The following is a 15048-nucleotide window of genomic DNA, read 5'->3' on the forward strand; positions in this document are numbered from 1 at the left end:
TGCGTGCCGGGCCGGTGCCGCCAGTGCCGGGCCGTCCTCCGGCCCGTGGAACACTGGGCGGCGAGAGGTTGTCTATCCATACGGAGACGGATCTTCATGGGCGCGCACTTCGACCAAGTACCCCTTGTCGGAACGGGGCTTGATCCGGCCGGGGACATCGACGGCTGGCTGGCCTCCGCGCCGGTGCACGCCCTGGTCGAGGCATTCTCCAGGACCGAGCAGGATCATGAACTGGCCCGCGACCTGGCCGCCGAGAAGGGCGACGTCGCCGAGCGCCTGGCGCGGCTCGACGCGTTCACCGACCGGTGGGACACGCGCCGTGGCCGGGAGCGCAACCTGGCCGACGAGCTGCCGATGCGGCCGGACCAGGAGGAACTGGTGCTGGCGGCGGCTGAGGCGCTCGGCATGCACGGCGGCACCCGGCTCCGCTACGACCGCTACGACCACGTCCTCATGCTCGGCGGCCTCATCCGCGCCTGCCTGGTGCGCACCGCGTACGCCGCTCATCTGGTGCAGACCGGACGGGTGACCGCCGGCTCAGTCACCGCCCTCGGCGGCCACCGCCCCTTCGTGGGCGACGAGTTCGAGCTTGCCGCCCAGGCCGGGGCGCCCGAACTCGAGGAGGAGTACGAGGCGATGGACTTCGGGACGCGTCGTGCCTTCGGGCTCGGTGCGCCGGAGTCTGTGGAGGGTGAGGAGTCCGACCTGCCCGGCGGAACCTGGGGCGTGCGCCGGTACCGGACGCCCGACGGGATGCCTGTCCAGGTCGTGGCCGCGCCGTCCAGCGAGCCGGAGCGGCGGCGTGCGGACACACCGGACAGCTACGCCTTCTTCGCCAAGCAGATCGCCGCGCTGCAGCCCGGGGAGCGGCTGCTGCTGGTGACCACGGCCATCTATGTGCCGGCACAGCACGCCGCCGCCGTGCGGATGCTGAAGCTGCCGTACGGGGTGGAGGTGGACACCGTCGGGAACGAGCCGGGGGTGCTGGCGGGGATGGCCGCGCAGCAGTTCAGCGCGACCAAGTATCTGCTCGAGGTGCGGTCGACCGTGCGGTCGCTGGCCCGGCTCGTGGATGCCCTGCGCCAGACACCCTGAGCTCGGACACCCCTGCGCTAGGTGGCGTCCGCCGTCAGGGCGGCGAGGCACTCGGCCTCGGCCGCCCTGGCCTGCTTCGCGCCCTTCTCGCTCGCCAGCTCGCGGTAGAGCTTCAGTGACTCGCGGGCCTGGACGAGTGCCTCCTCAGCTCGCCCCTGACCCAGCAGGGCCGCCGACAGCAGCAGGTGCGCCCGGGCCTGGCCGAACCGGGCCTGCGCGGGCTCGTAGTACGCGAGTGCCTCCCGCAGCTGCTGCTCCGCCGACTCGTGGTCGCCCTGTCTGCTCCGCAGGTCGGCGCCGACGAGCAGGGCGTCCGGGTAGGCGAAGCTGCGGGTGCGGTGCAGGAGTTCGAGTGCACGGCTGTGGATGGCCACGGCGTCGTCGACGTGGCCCAGGAGTCCCAGCACCGACGCGCGGTTGTTGATCGCGTGGGCGAGACCGCGGATGTCGCCGGCCGCCTCGTAGAGCTCCTCGGCGAGGCTCAGCAAGGGAAGGGCGTCCTCGTACGAGCTGTCCTGGAGGCGCAGGACGACCCCGGTCAGGTTGAGGCAACGCGCCTCCCCCAGGGAGTAGTCGAGCTCCTGGAACAGCGACCCGGCGGTGATCAGATTCGGCAGCGCGCGAGCGTACTCGCCGCGTAACCGCCAGATCATCCCCAGCGTGTAATTGGCCTCGGCCATCCCGAACTCGTCCTCCAGCGAGGTGAATTCGGTCAACGCCCGCTCGCAGTCGGCCACGGCACCGGCTCGGTCACCGAGGTTTTCCCGGACGTAGCCGCTCCGGGTGAGCATGTCCGCCGCCGCGGTTCTGTCACCCGCTGCCGCGTAGTGGTCGTGGGCCGCCCGCAGTGCCTCGCGCGCCGCGTCCTGCTGCCCCGCCACCCGGTAGGCCTCACCCAGCAGTGCGTTCAGATCCGCCACGGCCCTCGGGTCCCGCCCACGCGCGGCCGTCAGCCCCGTCTCGTACGCCTTGATGGCCACGTCCGTCTCGGACGCCAGGGACAGGAAGTGGCCGATGGCCCGAGGAATGCGCCATTGATACGAGGTCTGCCCGAATTCCTCGGCGAGGTCGGCACAGCGCAGCAGGTTCTCCCGCTCGGCCCGGAACCAGGCCAGCGCTGCCTTCCGGTCGGAGACGTCGGGGAGCTGGGCATGCTCGCAGTCGGGACTGTCGGCGACCGGCCGGGCCGGAATCAGCGTGCGCTGCGCCGCCAGCGCCACTGCCAGGTAGAAGTCCAGCAGCTGCCCCGCCACCTTCCGATGCCGTTCCCACCCCCGCTCGTCGGCGGCGAGCCGCTCCCGTGCGAACTCCCGCAGCAGGTCGTGCATGTGCAGCCGCCCGCCCTCGTCGCCGACCAGGCTCTCCGTGACCAGGACGTCGATCGCGTCCTCGGCCGCCACCGGATCGTCCACCAGCGCCGCCGCGGCCCGCATGCTCACACTCCCCGGCGGATGGAGTCCCAGCCGACGGAACAACTCCCGCTCACGGTCACCCAGACAACCGTACGACGTGCTGAACGCGGCGTGGATCGACAGATGCCCGGCGCGCAGGCCCTTCAGCCGGTCCGTCTCCTTGGCCATCTCGTCTCGGATCCGGGCGAGCGGGTAACGTCGCTGCCGCCCGGCCGCCAGCGACGCCTTGACCCGGATCGCCAGCGGCAGAAAGCCGCACAGCCGGACGATGTCCCGCACCGCCTCCGGATCCGTGGCGGCCCGCGGCTCGCCGACAATGGCCGTGAACAGCCGTACGGACGTCTCCTCGTCGAACTCCTCCAGCGCCAACGGCACCGACCCCTCCACACCCAGCTCGTCCAGTCTGCGACGGCTGGTGACCAGGACCAGGGAGCCGGGGTGTTCGGGGAGGAGTTCGGTGATCTGCTGGTACGAGTCGGCGTTGTCCAGGACGACGATCAGGCGACGGCGGCGCATGACGTCGCGCCACATCCGGCCCAGACGGGCGGTGTCGTTGAGGTTCTGCGGCTTGCCCAAGGTGGCCTGCAGTACCGCCAGGAGGGCGTGTTCGGTCGACAGCGGGCGGTGCTCGGCGCCCGCCTTGTGGGCCTCCAGGTCCAGCAACAGCTGCCCGTCCGGGTAGTCCGGCGCGAGCTTGTGGGCGAGGTGGACGGCCAGCTTCGTCTTGCCGAGTCCGCCCATGCCGGCGATGGAGTGGATCGCCGGGCCCACCGTGTTCTCTCTGATCTGCTCGATCAGTTCGGCGATCTCGCGGGCGCGGCCGGTGAAGTCGCGGATGTCGGCGGGCAACTCGTAGGAAGTGCCGAGACCGTCCCACTCCGACTCGGCACTCCGCTGCTGGGGAATCGCGGCGGCCGTCAGCGCCTCCCGCACCAGCGGCAGCCGCTCCGCGACGAGTCCGACCGGCAGCACCCAGGACATCCGCTCGGCCTGTAACGCCAGGACGACGATGCCGAACACCTTGCTGCCATCCGCGTCGCAGACTCCGCCGCCGCTGAAGCCCTGCTGGATCTCGACGCCGTTGCCGTGGCGGTCGTTGAGCTGGACCCAGCCCGTGGTCATCGTCTCGCCGATCACAGTGGCGGACGCGTGCACGCCGGCGGCGAGGTCACGGTGTCTGGGGTAGCCGTAGGCCCAGACCGTGTCACCGCGTCGCCAGTCCGTGTTCAGCGGAGCCGGTACCGCGTCGGTCGGCGCGGCGGCGGTCAGGCGCAGTACCGCCGCGTCGCCCTCCTGGCGCTCACCCACGGGCCACCAGCCGCCCTCGGCAACGGTGGCGGGGAGCGGGGCCGGGGACGCCGTGCCGAGGAACTCGACCAGTACCTGTCCGTCCGGCGCGTCGAAAGGGCCCGGGCGCAGAGCGTCCGTGACCACGTGGGCGCAGGTGAGGACCAGGTTCTGCCCGAGATGGACGCCCGCACCGCAGATCGTGCCGTCGGTGGCGGAGATGCGTACCGACCACCCCTTGAAGCTCACGCCGACGGGTCCCTCTTCTCCCAGCCCAGCTTGACGACGATATGCCCCTCGACCCCCGCCTTGGTCAGCACCGCGCCCGCGCTCGCGTTCAGCTTCACGCCGAACTCCAGCTCCACCGTGGTGGGCTGGGCCGCCTGGAACGTGCGCAGGGTGGCTTCGGCGGCCTGTCTGATGGGGGCCAGGGCCTCCTCCAGGGACACGGAGGCCTCGCGCATACGGTCGCCGACGCGGGAGGCGCGGACCATGCCGGGCTCGTCGTCCTCGACCTCCACGACCAGTCGCGCGGAACTGTCCTCGTCGTCCATGGCGATCCGCAGCAGCTCGGCCATTCGTTCCCCCGTGGGTCACAACCCGCCTTGCTGACGGGTCGGTTCAGCGTGTCCGCCCCTCAATCTAGTCGCACGGCAGGCGAGTTGACCGTAAACGCCGGAAGGCCCGGCCCCGAGTCACATGGACTCGGGGCCGGGCCTTCCGATCGGACCCGTGCAGAGGGTCGGGCCTGAGGGGCTCAGGCCTCGAACACCTCACGCACCAGCTGCTCCTGCTCGGCCTGGTGCCGCTTGGCGGAACCGACGGCCGGGGACGAGCCGTGCGGACGCGAGATGCGGCGCAGGCGCTCGCCGTGCGGGACGTCGGCACCGACCGCGAGGTCCAGGTGGTCGATCAGGTTGAGCGCGATGAACGGCCACGCACCCTGGTTCGCCGGCTCCTCCTGGGCCCACAGGTACTTCTCGGCGTTCGGGTACTTGGCGATCTCGGCCTGGAGCTCGGCACCCGGCAGCGGGTACAGGCGCTCGATGCGGATGATCGCCGTGTCCGTGACGCCGCGCTTCTTCCGCTCGGCCTCGATGTCGTAGTAGACCTTGCCGGCGCAGAAGACGACCTTCTTGACCGCGGCCGGGTCGACCGACGCATCGCCGATGACCGGCTTGAACTGCCCGGTCGTGAACTCCTCCGCCTTGGAGGCGGCGGCCTTCAGACGCAGCATCGACTTCGGGGTGAAGACGACCAGCGGCTTGTGGTGCGGGTTGTGCGACTGCCACCGCAGGAGGTGGAAGTAGTTCGACGGGGACGTCGGCATCGCGACCGTCATGTTGTTCTGCGCGCACAGCTGGAGGAAGCGCTCCGGGCGGGCGGACGAGTGGTCCGGGCCCTGGCCCTCGTAGCCGTGGGGGAGGAGCAGAACCACGCCGGACGTCTGCGCCCACTTCTGCTCCGCCGACGAGATGAACTCGTCCACGACCGTCTGGGCGCCGTTGACGAAGTCGCCGAACTGGGCCTCCCACATCACGAGCGCGTCCGGGCGGGCCAGCGAGTAGCCGTACTCGAAGCCCATGGCCGCGTACTCGGACAGCAGGGAGTTGTAGACGTTCAGCCGCGCCTGGTCCTCGGAGAGGTACTGCAGCGGCGTGTACTCCTCGCCCGTCTCGCGGTCGATGATCACCGCGTGACGCTGGCCGAACGTACCGCGCTGCGAGTCCTGGCCGGCCAGCCGGACCGGGACGCCGTCCAGCAGGAGGGAGCCGACCGCGAGGGTCTCGCCCATGCCCCAGTCGATGGTGCCGTCCTCGACCATCGACGCCCGGCGCTGCAGCTGCGGCAGCAGACGCGGGTGGACGGTGATGTGGTCGGGGATGTTGACCTGGGACTCGGCGATCCGCTTGACGGTCTCCGTGGTGATCGCCGTGCTGACGGCCACCGGGAACTCGGCCTGCGGGTCGGAGGGCTCCGCGACGGCCGGCTGCGAGGTGGCCTCGCGGACCTCCGTGAAGACCTTCTCCAGCTGGCCCTGGTAGTCCTGCAGGGCCTGCTCGGCCTCTTCCAGGGTGATGTCGCCGCGACCGATGAGGGACTCGGTGTAGAGCTTGCGCACCGAGCGCTTCTTGTCGATCAGGTCGTACATCAGCGGCTGGGTGAAGGCCGGGTTGTCCGACTCGTTGTGACCGCGGCGGCGGTAGCAGATGAGGTCGATCACGACGTCCTTGTTGAACGCCTGGCGGAACTCGAAGGCCAGGCGGGCAACGCGGACGACCGCCTCGGGGTCGTCGCCGTTGACGTGGAAGATCGGGGCCTCGATCATCCGGGCCACGTCGGTCGAGTACATGGAGGAGCGCGAGGACTCGGGCGCCGCCGTGAAGCCGACCTGGTTGTTGATGACGATGTGGACCGTGCCGCCGGTGCGGTAGCCGCGCAGCTGAGACATGTTGAGCGTCTCGGCCACGACGCCCTGGCCCGCGAAGGCCGCGTCACCGTGCAGGGCGACGGGCAGGACGGTGAAGTCCGTGCCGCCCTTGTTGATGATGTCCTGCTTGGCGCGCGCGACGCCTTCCAGGACCGGGTCGACCGCCTCGAGGTGGGAGGGGTTGGCGGTGAGCGAGACCTTGATCTGCTCGCCGTCCAGGCCCGTGAAGGTGCCCTCGGCGCCCAGGTGGTACTTCACGTCGCCGGAGCCGTGCATCGACTTCGGGTCGAGGTTGCCCTCGAACTCGCGGAAGATCTGCGCGTACGACTTGCCGACGATGTTCGCGAGCACGTTCAGCCGGCCGCGGTGGGCCATGCCGATGACGACCTCGTCCAGCCGCGACTCGGCGGCCGAGTCGAGGACCGCGTCCAGCAGCGGGATGACGGACTCGCCGCCCTCCAGGCTGAAGCGCTTCTGGCCGACGTACTTCGTCTGCAGGAAGGTCTCGAAGGCCTCCGCCGCGTTCAGCCGGCGCAGGATGCGCAGCTGCTCCTCGCGCTCCGGCTTGGTGTGCGGGCGCTCGATGCGGTCCTGGATCCACTTGCGCTGCTTGGGGTCCTGGATGTGCATGAACTCGATGCCGGTGGTGCGGCAGTACGAGTCGCGCAGCACGCCGAGGATGTCGCGCAGCTTCATCAGGGACTTGCCGGAGAAGCCGCCGACCGCGAACTCGCGCTCCAGGTCCCAGAGCGTGAGGCCGTGCTCGGTGATGTCCAGGTCGGGGTGCTTGCGCTGCTGGTACTCCAGCGGGTCGGTGTCGGCCATGACGTGGCCGCGGACCCGGTAGGAGTGGATCAGCTCGAAGACGCGGGCGGCCTTCGTGACGTCGTCGTCGTGGCTGGCGTCGATGTCCTTGAGCCAGCGGACCGGCTCGTAGGGGATGCGCAGCGACTCGAAGATCTCGTCGTAGAAGTTGCCCTCGCCGAGCAGGAAGTTCGCGACGACCCGCAGGAACTCGCCGGACGCGGCGCCCTGGATGACCCGGTGGTCGTAGGTCGACGTGAGCGTCATGACCTTCGAGATGCCGAGCTTGTTCAGGGTGTCCTGGGAGGTGCCCTGGAACTCCGCCGGGTAGTCCATGGAGCCGACGCCCATGATGACCGACTGGCCGGGCATCAGACGCGGGACGGAGTGCACGGTGCCGAGGCCGCCGGGGTTGGTCAGGGAGACCGTGACGCCGGTGAAGTCGTCCATGCCGAGCTTGCCGTCGCGGGCGCGGCGGACGATGTCCTCGTAGGCCTGCCAGAACTCGAAGAAGTTCAGGGTCTCGGCCTTCTTGATGCCCGCGACCACGAGCTGGCGGTCGCCGTTGGGCTTGACCAGGTCGATGGCGAGGCCGAAGTTGATGTGCTCCGGCTTGACCAGGGTCGGCTTGCCGTCCTTCTCCGCGAAGGAGTAGTTCATCGACGGCATGGCCTTGATGGCCTGCACCATCGCGTAGCCGATCAGGTGCGTGAAGGAGATCTTCCCGCCCCGGGCGCGCTTCAGGTGGTTGTTGATGACGATGCGGTTGTCGAAGAGCAGCTTCACCGGGACCGCGCGCACGGACGTGGCCGTGGGCACCTCCAGCGAGGCGTTCATGTTCTTCGCGACCGCGGCGGACGGGCCGCGCAGCGTCACGTACTCGGGACCGTCGGCGGCAGCGGCGGTGGGCTCGGCCTTCTTCGGCTGAGCGGGCTTCGCGGCCGGGGCGGGCGCGGCAGGCTTCGACGCAGCCGGAGCCGGGGCCGCAGCGGCGGGCGCGGCGGCAGCGGGCTTCGGGGCCGCGGGGGCCGGCGCGGGGACCGACGGGGCGGCCGGAGCAGCCGGGGCGGCGGGGGCCGCCGGAGCCGTGCTGGTGGTTCCCGCGGCCCCCGCGGCCGCGGTACCCGCCGGAGCCGAGGCGGCAGGCGCTCCCGGCTTGTAGTCGGCGAAGAAGTCCCACCAGGCACGGTCTACCGAATTCGGGTCCTGGAGGTACTGCTGATAGATCTCGTCGACGAGCCACTCGTTCGGCCCGAACGCGGCCGCGGGGTTCTTGCCCGCTTGGTCGGTGTCGGTCGAGATGCTCGAGTTACTGGGGGACTGTGGCGACACGGCGGCAACCGCCCTCTTCCGCTTCACAAGGTGATGGACAGCGGGAATAAAGGCTACGCCTCCATGGCCGAGAAGGTCAGGCTGAGCAAGGTCATCGTCGTGTAAGTCACATCGGAAAGCGTGTTTCGGGCCTGGAAATGGCGGGAAACAAGCGTGGTTCCACTTCGGATGACCGCACAGGGGACGACGGGATCTCGACCTGGCGCGCCCAAAGCGCAGGTCCGTACCTGATCACACGTGTCCGTCAGGCAGGACGCACGTGGATCTTGATGCTCCGCTTCGAACTTTACGTCAACTTGGTACGGAAGGCTGCCCGGGAAGTGTGACAAGAATCCGGCAACCCCGCTCGGATTCGGCCACCCCGATCCGGCCGCCGTGCAGATCGACGGCCCAGCGTGCGATCGCCAGACCCAGACCCGTACCGCCGTCGCTGCCCGGCCCGTGCGGCCGGCGGACGGCGCCGCGGTTGAAGCGCTCGAAGACCTTGTGCCAGTCCGCCTTCGGAATCCCCGGCCCCTCGTCCAGGACCTCCAGAACCAGTGACTCCGGCTGCACCCCGCGCCGCGCCTTGACCGTCACGCGGCCGTGCGGCGGGCTGTGCTTGATCGCGTTGTCGATGAGGTTGGCGACGACCTGGTGGATGCGCTCGGGGTCGGCGTGCGCCGTCAGCTCCGGCGGGGAGACGTCGAGGTGCAGATGGACGTCCGTGCGGGTGTGGCTGCCGGAGCCCGACGCCATGCCCCCGCGCGCGGAGGACACCATGTTGGCCTCCTTCAGCACGCCGGACAGGTACGGCCACACCTCGAAGCGCCGCATGTGCAGCGGTACGACGCCGTTGTCCAGGCGGGACAGGTCCAGGAGCGTCTCCACGAGCCTGCCGAGCCGCTCGGTCTGCTTCAGGGCGGTGCGCATGGTCTCGGGGTCGGCCTCGGCGATGCCGTCGACCACGTTCTCCAGGACGGCCCGCAGGCCCGCGATCGGGGTGCGCAGCTCGTGCGAGACGTTCGCCACCAGCTCCTTGCGCTGCTGGTCCTGGGCCTCCAGCTCGTCGGCCATGAGGTTGATCGTCCCGGCCAGGTCGCCCAGCTCGTCGCGGCGGTTCTCGCGCACCCGGCGGGTGTAGTCGCCGTGCGAGATGGACCGGGCCACCGTGTTCATCTCGTCCAGCGGCGCGGTGAGCGAATGGGCCACGAACTGCGTAATGAGCAGTGTGGCGATCATCGAGAAGACCGTGATGAAGCGCAGCTCCGTCTGCGTGCGCACCGCGATCATCGACAGGCCGGTGGTGATCAGTACCGCGATGATGACCAGCGCGCCCAGCTTGGTCTTGATCGAGAACGGACGTACGCCGCCCCAGGGCTCCCCGGGGCCTCTCCGTGCGGCCGGTCCGTCGCTCATGGCGTCGGCGTCTCCAGGGCGTAGCCCACGCCGTGCACCGTACGGATCCGCTCGGCGCCGATCTTCCGGCGCAGCGCCTTGATGTGGCTGTCGACCGTGCGGGTGCCGGAGGCGTCCGCCCAGTCCCACACCTCGGCGAGCAGCTGCTCACGGGAGAGCACCGCGCGCGGGGTGTTCGCCAGGCACACCAGCAGGTCGAACTCGGTGGGCGTGAGGTGAACATCCTCACTGCGCACCCGCACCCGGCGCTGCGCGTGGTCGATCTCCAGCTCGCCGAGCCGCAGGATGCCCGACCGCGGGGTCGTGGCGGCCAGTGCGGCCCGCTCGACCCGGCGCAGCAGCACATGCACGCGTGCCGCCAGCTCCCGCATCGAGAACGGCTTGGTCATGTAGTCGTCGGCGCCCACGCCGAGCCCGACCAGCATGTCGGTCTCGTCGTCGCGCGCGGTCAGCATCATCACCGGAACCGGCCGCTGGGCCTGCACACGACGGCAGACTTCCAGACCGTCGAAGCCCGGCAGCATGATGTCGAGGATCAGCAGGTCGGGCTGCCACGCCTCGGCCGTGTCGACCGCCGCCGGACCGTCGCCGGCCGTCTGTACGAGGAATCCCTCGGCACGCAGGCGGGCCGCGATGGCGTCCACGATGGTCGGATCGTCCTCGACCACCAGGACCCGGCGCTGCGCGCCCGGGGTCGCCGCCGTGCCGTTGTGGGAGGTGTGTGTCTGCTCCATCGCCCGCCCCAAAGTTGCTTTCCGGAATCCGTGGGGTGATCCCGCTGACTGGCTATGCCTGCTCATGCTTGCGATTGACGCTTGAATGATCCGCGTCAGGTGAGCAGAGTACGGGGAGTCACCGCGCCAGGGCTATCCAGGTCGTACGGCGAGGTGTACGACGTCCGGAACGCCCCGGGCAACGGGGATCTCTTCGGTACGCACCTGTTGGAATCCGGCATTACACAAGGTTTCTTCGAATTCCGGTGATGGCTGTGCGGACCATACGGCAAGCACCCCGCCGGGCCTCAACGCCCCTGCGCAGCCTGCCAGTCCGGCCGGTGAGTAGAGGCCGTCGTTGCCCTCGGTGACAGTCCAGCCGGGCCCGTTGTCGATGTCGAGGCACAGGGCGTCATACGTGGCGGAAGTCTCATGTACGTACGCCACGAGATCCGTTTCCAGAATCTCGGTGCGCGGGTCCGCGAGGGCCGGGGCGGAGAAGTCGGACAACGGGCCGTCGAGATGCCAGTCGATAATCGCTCGCTCGCGCTCGACGACGGTGATCCTTCCCGGGCGCGGATCGGCCGCTGCGTGTGCGAGCGAGAACCCGACGCCGAGCCCGCCGATCAGCATGTTGGGCCCCGGCCGGCCGTCCAGCGCGCCGAGTGCAGCGTCGACGAGCAGCCGTTCCGAGCGGCCGTCGGAGGTGTCCATCAGGAAGCAGCCGTTCGCGATGATCTGGAGCAGCTCACCGTGCCGCCGCAGCACGACCTCACCGTGCGGGCCCTCGCGACGGTCCAGGACTTCGGGGATGTCGTACGAAGTGGGCATCGGGCCATCCTGGCAGGCCCGAATGGTGGGCTGAACGTTTTGCCGGGGGCTGGTTGAGAGGTTGCTGAGAATCGTCCTTGTTGTGGCGCCGGTCACAGACACGCGTGGGACGCGGGCGAAGGGTGGGGGAAACGGAAAGGGCGCCTCACCTTGGAACGGACTGCGGCCGGGGGCGTGCCGGGCTCGGCTCCCGTGCCCGGTGAGGCGGGCCTGCCCGAGGTTGCCGAGCTGCTGGACGGGATGCCGCGGCAGCGCGGACCACTGGGCGCGACGGCGACTGCGCCGAGCCCCTCTGAAGCGTCCGCGTCCCTGCCCCGCCACGGCCGCCCCTGGCGTCTGCTCCCCACTCCCACCGGCACACCGTTCACCTTCGCCTACGCCGCCGTACTGGCCGGCACCTCGCTCGTCACCAGGTATGCCGACCCCGCCCTCGTCCACGCCCTGCACCAGGGCTCCAGCACCGACGTGGCGCACCTCGTGGGCACGCCCGTGACGGTGCTGCTCGCCAGCGCGCTGTGGATCGCGGGCGGTTTCGTGGCGCCGTACACGCTTGCCTTCCTGTTGGTGCTCACCGCGCTGGAGCGACGGATCGGCGGCATGCGCACGGCCGTCGTCTTCCTGACCGGGCACGTCCTGGCCACCCTCGTGACCGAGGTCCCGGTGGGGCTCGCCGTACTGGTCGGCCACCTTCCCGACAGCTCGCTGCACCGTCTCGACTACGGCGTCAGCTTCGGCGTCGCCACGGGCATCGGCGCGCTGAGCGGGCTGCTGCGGCCGTGGCTGCGGTGGACGGTGCCGGCGCTGTTCGGCGGGATGCTGATCCAGGACCTCGTCGCTCTCACGGACCCGCTGACCAATTGGGGCCACCTGATCGCCCTGGCCATCGGGATCGCCATGTGGCCGGTCGTGCGCGGGTGGTACCCGGCGGAGTCGGCCGGTCTCGGGCGACCACACGTGCGGGTCGCGACCGGCGCCCGGTAGGCACTCCCGGCCCCGCCGCTCGACCGGGGTCGCCCCGCCCCGGCGTCATGAGCAGGTCCGGCTCGGCGCCGCGCATGCCGAGCGCGCACAGGCCGCTGACGAGGCCGGGGACGGTGCGGGAAGGATCAGGCCCCGGCCACCGTTCACCCGACAGAAGCCGAGGTCACGGCCTGTGGCGTAACTGATCGCTCACAGCGAACGGGGGCCGGGGAACATTCGAAGCGTCCCGTGCATTGAGTCGGCATAACTCAACTTGACTGCCGAAGGGGAGATCATGGCTTCGACGTCCACACCGCTCACCCTGCCCGTGCTGCCGCTCGACGACGAGGTGGTGCTGCCCGGAATGGTGGTCCCGCTGGACCTGAACGACGCCGACGTGCGCGCCGCGGTGGAGGCCGCTCAGGCCGCCGCGAGGTCACAGCCAGGAAAGCCACGGGTACTGCTGGTGCCACGCATCGACGGGACGTACGCGAGCACCGGTGTGCTCGGCACCGTCGAGCAGGTCGGCCGGCTGGCCGACGGCGACCCGGGCGCCCTGATCCGCGGTCGCGGCCGCGTGCGGATCGGCGCCGGGACGACCGGACCGGGTGCGGCACTGTGGGTCGAGGGGACCCGCCTCGACGAGAGCGTGCCCGAGCCGCTGCCCGGACAGGTCACCGACCTGGTGAAGGAGTACAAGGCCCTCGCCACCGCCTGGCTGCGCAAGCGCGGCGCCTGGCAGGTCGTCGACCGCGTCCAGGCCATCGACGACGTCTCCGCCCTTGCCGACAACTCCGGTTACTCGCCCTTCCTGAGCACCGAGCAGAAGGTGGAGCTCCTGGAGACCGCCGACCCGGTCGTCCGCCTCAAGCTCGCCACTCAGCAGCTGCGCGACCACCTCGCCGAGCAGGATGTCGCCGAGACCATCGCCAAGGACGTCCAGGAGGGTGTCGACAAGCAGCAGCGCGAGTTCCTGCTCCGGCGTCAGCTGGAGGCCGTACGCAAGGAACTGCGTGAGATCAACGGCGAGCAGGACGGCGAGGAGTCCGACGACTACCGCGCCCGCGTCGAGGCCGCCGACCTCCCCGAGAACGTCCGCGAGGCCGCGCTCAAGGAGGTCGACAAGCTGGAGCGGTCCTCGGACCAGTCGCCCGAGGGGTCGTGGATCCGGACCTGGCTCGACACCGTGCTCGAACTGCCGTGGAACGAGCGGACCGAGGACGCGTACGACATCCAGGGGGCCAAGGCGATCCTCGACGCCGAGCACGCCGGTCTGGAGGACGTGAAGGAGCGCATCACCGAGTACCTCGCGGTGCGCAAGCGCCGTACCGACCGCGGCCTGGGTGTCGTCGGCGGCCGGCGTGGCGGTGCCGTGCTGGCGCTGGTCGGCCCGCCCGGCGTCGGCAAGACCTCGCTCGGCGAATCCGTCGCGCACGCCATGGGCCGCAAGTTCGTCCGCGTCGCCCTCGGTGGCGTACGGGACGAGGCGGAGATCCGCGGCCACCGGCGTACGTACGTCGGCGCGCTGCCCGGCCGGATCGTGCGGGCCATCAAGGAGGCCGGGTCGATGAACCCGGTGGTGCTGCTCGACGAGATCGACAAGGTGGGGTCCGACTTCCGGGGCGACCCGGCGGCCGCCCTGCTGGAGGTCCTGGACCCGGCCCAGAACCACACCTTCCGCGACCACTACCTGGAAGTGGAACTGGACCTGTCGGACGTGGTCTTCCTCGCCACCGCCAACGTCCTGGAGGCCGTCCCGGAGGCCCTGCTCGACCGTATGGAGCTGGTCCGCCTCGACGGCTACACCGAGGACGAGAAGATCGTCATCGCGCGTGACCACCTGCTCCCGCGCCAGCTGGAGCGGGCGGGCCTGAACAAGGACGAGGTCGCCATCGACGAGGGCGCCCTGCGCAAGCTCGCCGGTGAGTACACGCGCGAAGCGGGCGTCCGCACCCTGGAGCGGTCCATCGCGAGGCTGCTGCGCAAGGTGGCGGCACAGCACGAACTGGGCGAGCGGGAGCTGCCGTTCACCGTCGAGGACGGCGACCTGCGCGGCCTGATCGGCCGGCCGCACCACGTGCCCGAGTCCGCCCAGGACCCGGCGGAGCGCCGTACGGCCGTGCCGGGCGTGGCGACCGGGCTGGCGGTGACGGGCGCGGGCGGTGACGTCCTGTTCGTCGAGGCGTCGCTGGCCGACCCGGAGACGGGCGCGGCGGGTCTGACGCTGACCGGCCAGCTGGGTGACGTGATGAAGGAGAGCGCACAGATCGCCCTGTCCTTCCTCCGCTCGCGCGGCGCGGAACTGGAGCTACCGGTCGCCGACCTCAAGGACCGGGGCGTGCACATCCACTTCCCGGCGGGCGCGGTCCCCAAGGACGGCCCGAGCGCCGGCATCACGATGACGACGGCGCTGGCATCGCTCCTGTCCGGCCGGCTGGTCCGCACGGACGTGGCGATGACCGGCGAGGTCTCGCTGACGGGCCGGGTGCTGCCGATCGGTGGCGTGAAGCAGAAGCTGCTGGCGGCACACCGCGCCGGGGTCAGCACGGTGATCATCCCCAAGCGCAACGAGGCCGACCTGGACGACGTCCCGGCCGAGGTGCTGGACAAGCTCGACGTCCACGCCGTGACCGACGTCCGCCAGGTCCTGGAACTGGCGCTGTCGCCGGCCACCAACGGCGCGGCGCCGGAGGTTCCGATCGCGGCGTGACGGACGCGACCGGATGGGCAAGGCCCGGGTTCCCGTGAGGGAGTCCCGGGCCTTCGCCGCAGGCGGTTGCGGATG

At 70.4% G+C, this 15048-nt stretch carries 9 protein-coding genes; 3 read left to right on the forward strand and 6 right to left on the reverse strand.

Annotated elements, in window-relative coordinates; translation table 11 throughout:
• Positions 1-96 precede the first annotated feature (96 nt).
• Positions 97-1095, forward strand: a complete 999-nt coding sequence (locus tag ACZ7M7_RS11030) for a hypothetical protein (protein ID WP_427839966.1) — start codon at positions 97-99, stop codon at positions 1093-1095.
• Between the two features lie 17 nt (positions 1096-1112).
• On the opposite strand, the gene ACZ7M7_RS11035 is transcribed toward ACZ7M7_RS11030, so the two are convergent.
• The 6 genes from ACZ7M7_RS11035 to ACZ7M7_RS11060 all read right to left on the reverse strand — a co-directional run bounded on the left by ACZ7M7_RS11035 (position 1113) and on the right by ACZ7M7_RS11060 (position 11303).
• Positions 1113-4043 (reverse strand): ATP-binding protein, encoded by a 2931-nt coding sequence (locus ACZ7M7_RS11035; protein WP_472114959.1) that lies wholly within the window; start codon positions 4041-4043, stop codon positions 1113-1115.
• Positions 4040-4372, reverse strand: a complete 333-nt coding sequence (locus ACZ7M7_RS11040; protein ID WP_472114962.1) for a CU044_2847 family protein — start codon at positions 4370-4372, stop codon at positions 4040-4042. The genes ACZ7M7_RS11035 and ACZ7M7_RS11040 overlap by 4 nt, the downstream gene beginning before the upstream one ends.
• Positions 4373-4551: 179 nt before the next feature.
• Positions 4552-8361: a multifunctional oxoglutarate decarboxylase/oxoglutarate dehydrogenase thiamine pyrophosphate-binding subunit/dihydrolipoyllysine-residue succinyltransferase subunit gene (locus tag ACZ7M7_RS11045; protein WP_472114965.1), complete on the reverse strand. Its 3810-nt coding sequence runs from the start codon at positions 8359-8361 to the stop codon at positions 4552-4554.
• 291 nt (positions 8362-8652) lie between these two features.
• Positions 8653-9759 carry a sensor histidine kinase gene (locus tag ACZ7M7_RS11050; protein WP_383602795.1) on the reverse strand — a complete coding sequence of 369 codons (1107 nt, stop codon included), beginning with the start codon at positions 9757-9759 and terminating at the stop codon, positions 8653-8655.
• Positions 9756-10493, reverse strand: a complete 738-nt coding sequence (locus ACZ7M7_RS11055; protein WP_030956984.1) for a response regulator transcription factor — start codon at positions 10491-10493, stop codon at positions 9756-9758. The genes ACZ7M7_RS11050 and ACZ7M7_RS11055 overlap by 4 nt, the downstream gene beginning before the upstream one ends.
• A 132-nt stretch (positions 10494-10625) precedes the next feature.
• Entirely contained in the window at positions 10626-11303 is a 678-nt protein-coding gene (locus tag ACZ7M7_RS11060) for a spermidine synthase family protein (protein ID WP_451169478.1), read from the reverse strand.
• A 150-nt stretch (positions 11304-11453) separates the two neighbouring features.
• Between ACZ7M7_RS11060 and ACZ7M7_RS11065 the strand changes: the two genes are divergently transcribed.
• Both ACZ7M7_RS11065 and lon read left to right on the forward strand, forming a co-directional pair.
• Positions 11454-12284 (forward strand): rhomboid-like protein, encoded by an 831-nt coding sequence (locus ACZ7M7_RS11065; RefSeq protein WP_472114969.1) that lies wholly within the window; start codon positions 11454-11456, stop codon positions 12282-12284.
• Between the two features lie 274 nt (positions 12285-12558).
• Positions 12559-14973 carry an endopeptidase La gene (gene lon, locus ACZ7M7_RS11070; RefSeq protein WP_472114972.1) on the forward strand — a complete coding sequence of 805 codons (2415 nt, stop codon included), beginning with the start codon at positions 12559-12561 and terminating at the stop codon, positions 14971-14973.
• Positions 14974-15048: the final 75 nt, after the last annotated feature.

The organism is Streptomyces sp. NPDC111606 (assembly GCF_055656945.1).

Excerpts from the sequence above, each read along its gene's own strand:
- ACZ7M7_RS11040 (WP_472114962.1), bottom strand. The coding sequence starts at position 4,372 with ATGGCCGAGCTGCTGCGGATCGCCATGGACGACGAGGACAGTTCCGCG.
- lon (WP_472114972.1), top strand. The coding sequence starts at position 12,559 with ATGGCTTCGACGTCCACACCGCTCACCCTGCCCGTGCTGCCGCTCGAC.
- ACZ7M7_RS11060 (WP_451169478.1), bottom strand. The coding sequence starts at position 11,303 with ATGCCCACTTCGTACGACATCCCCGAAGTCCTGGACCGTCGCGAGGGC.
- ACZ7M7_RS11030 (WP_427839966.1), top strand. The coding sequence starts at position 97 with ATGGGCGCGCACTTCGACCAAGTACCCCTTGTCGGAACGGGGCTTGAT.
- ACZ7M7_RS11050 (WP_383602795.1), bottom strand. The coding sequence starts at position 9,759 with ATGAGCGACGGACCGGCCGCACGGAGAGGCCCCGGGGAGCCCTGGGGC.
- ACZ7M7_RS11055 (WP_030956984.1), bottom strand. The coding sequence starts at position 10,493 with ATGGAGCAGACACACACCTCCCACAACGGCACGGCGGCGACCCCGGGC.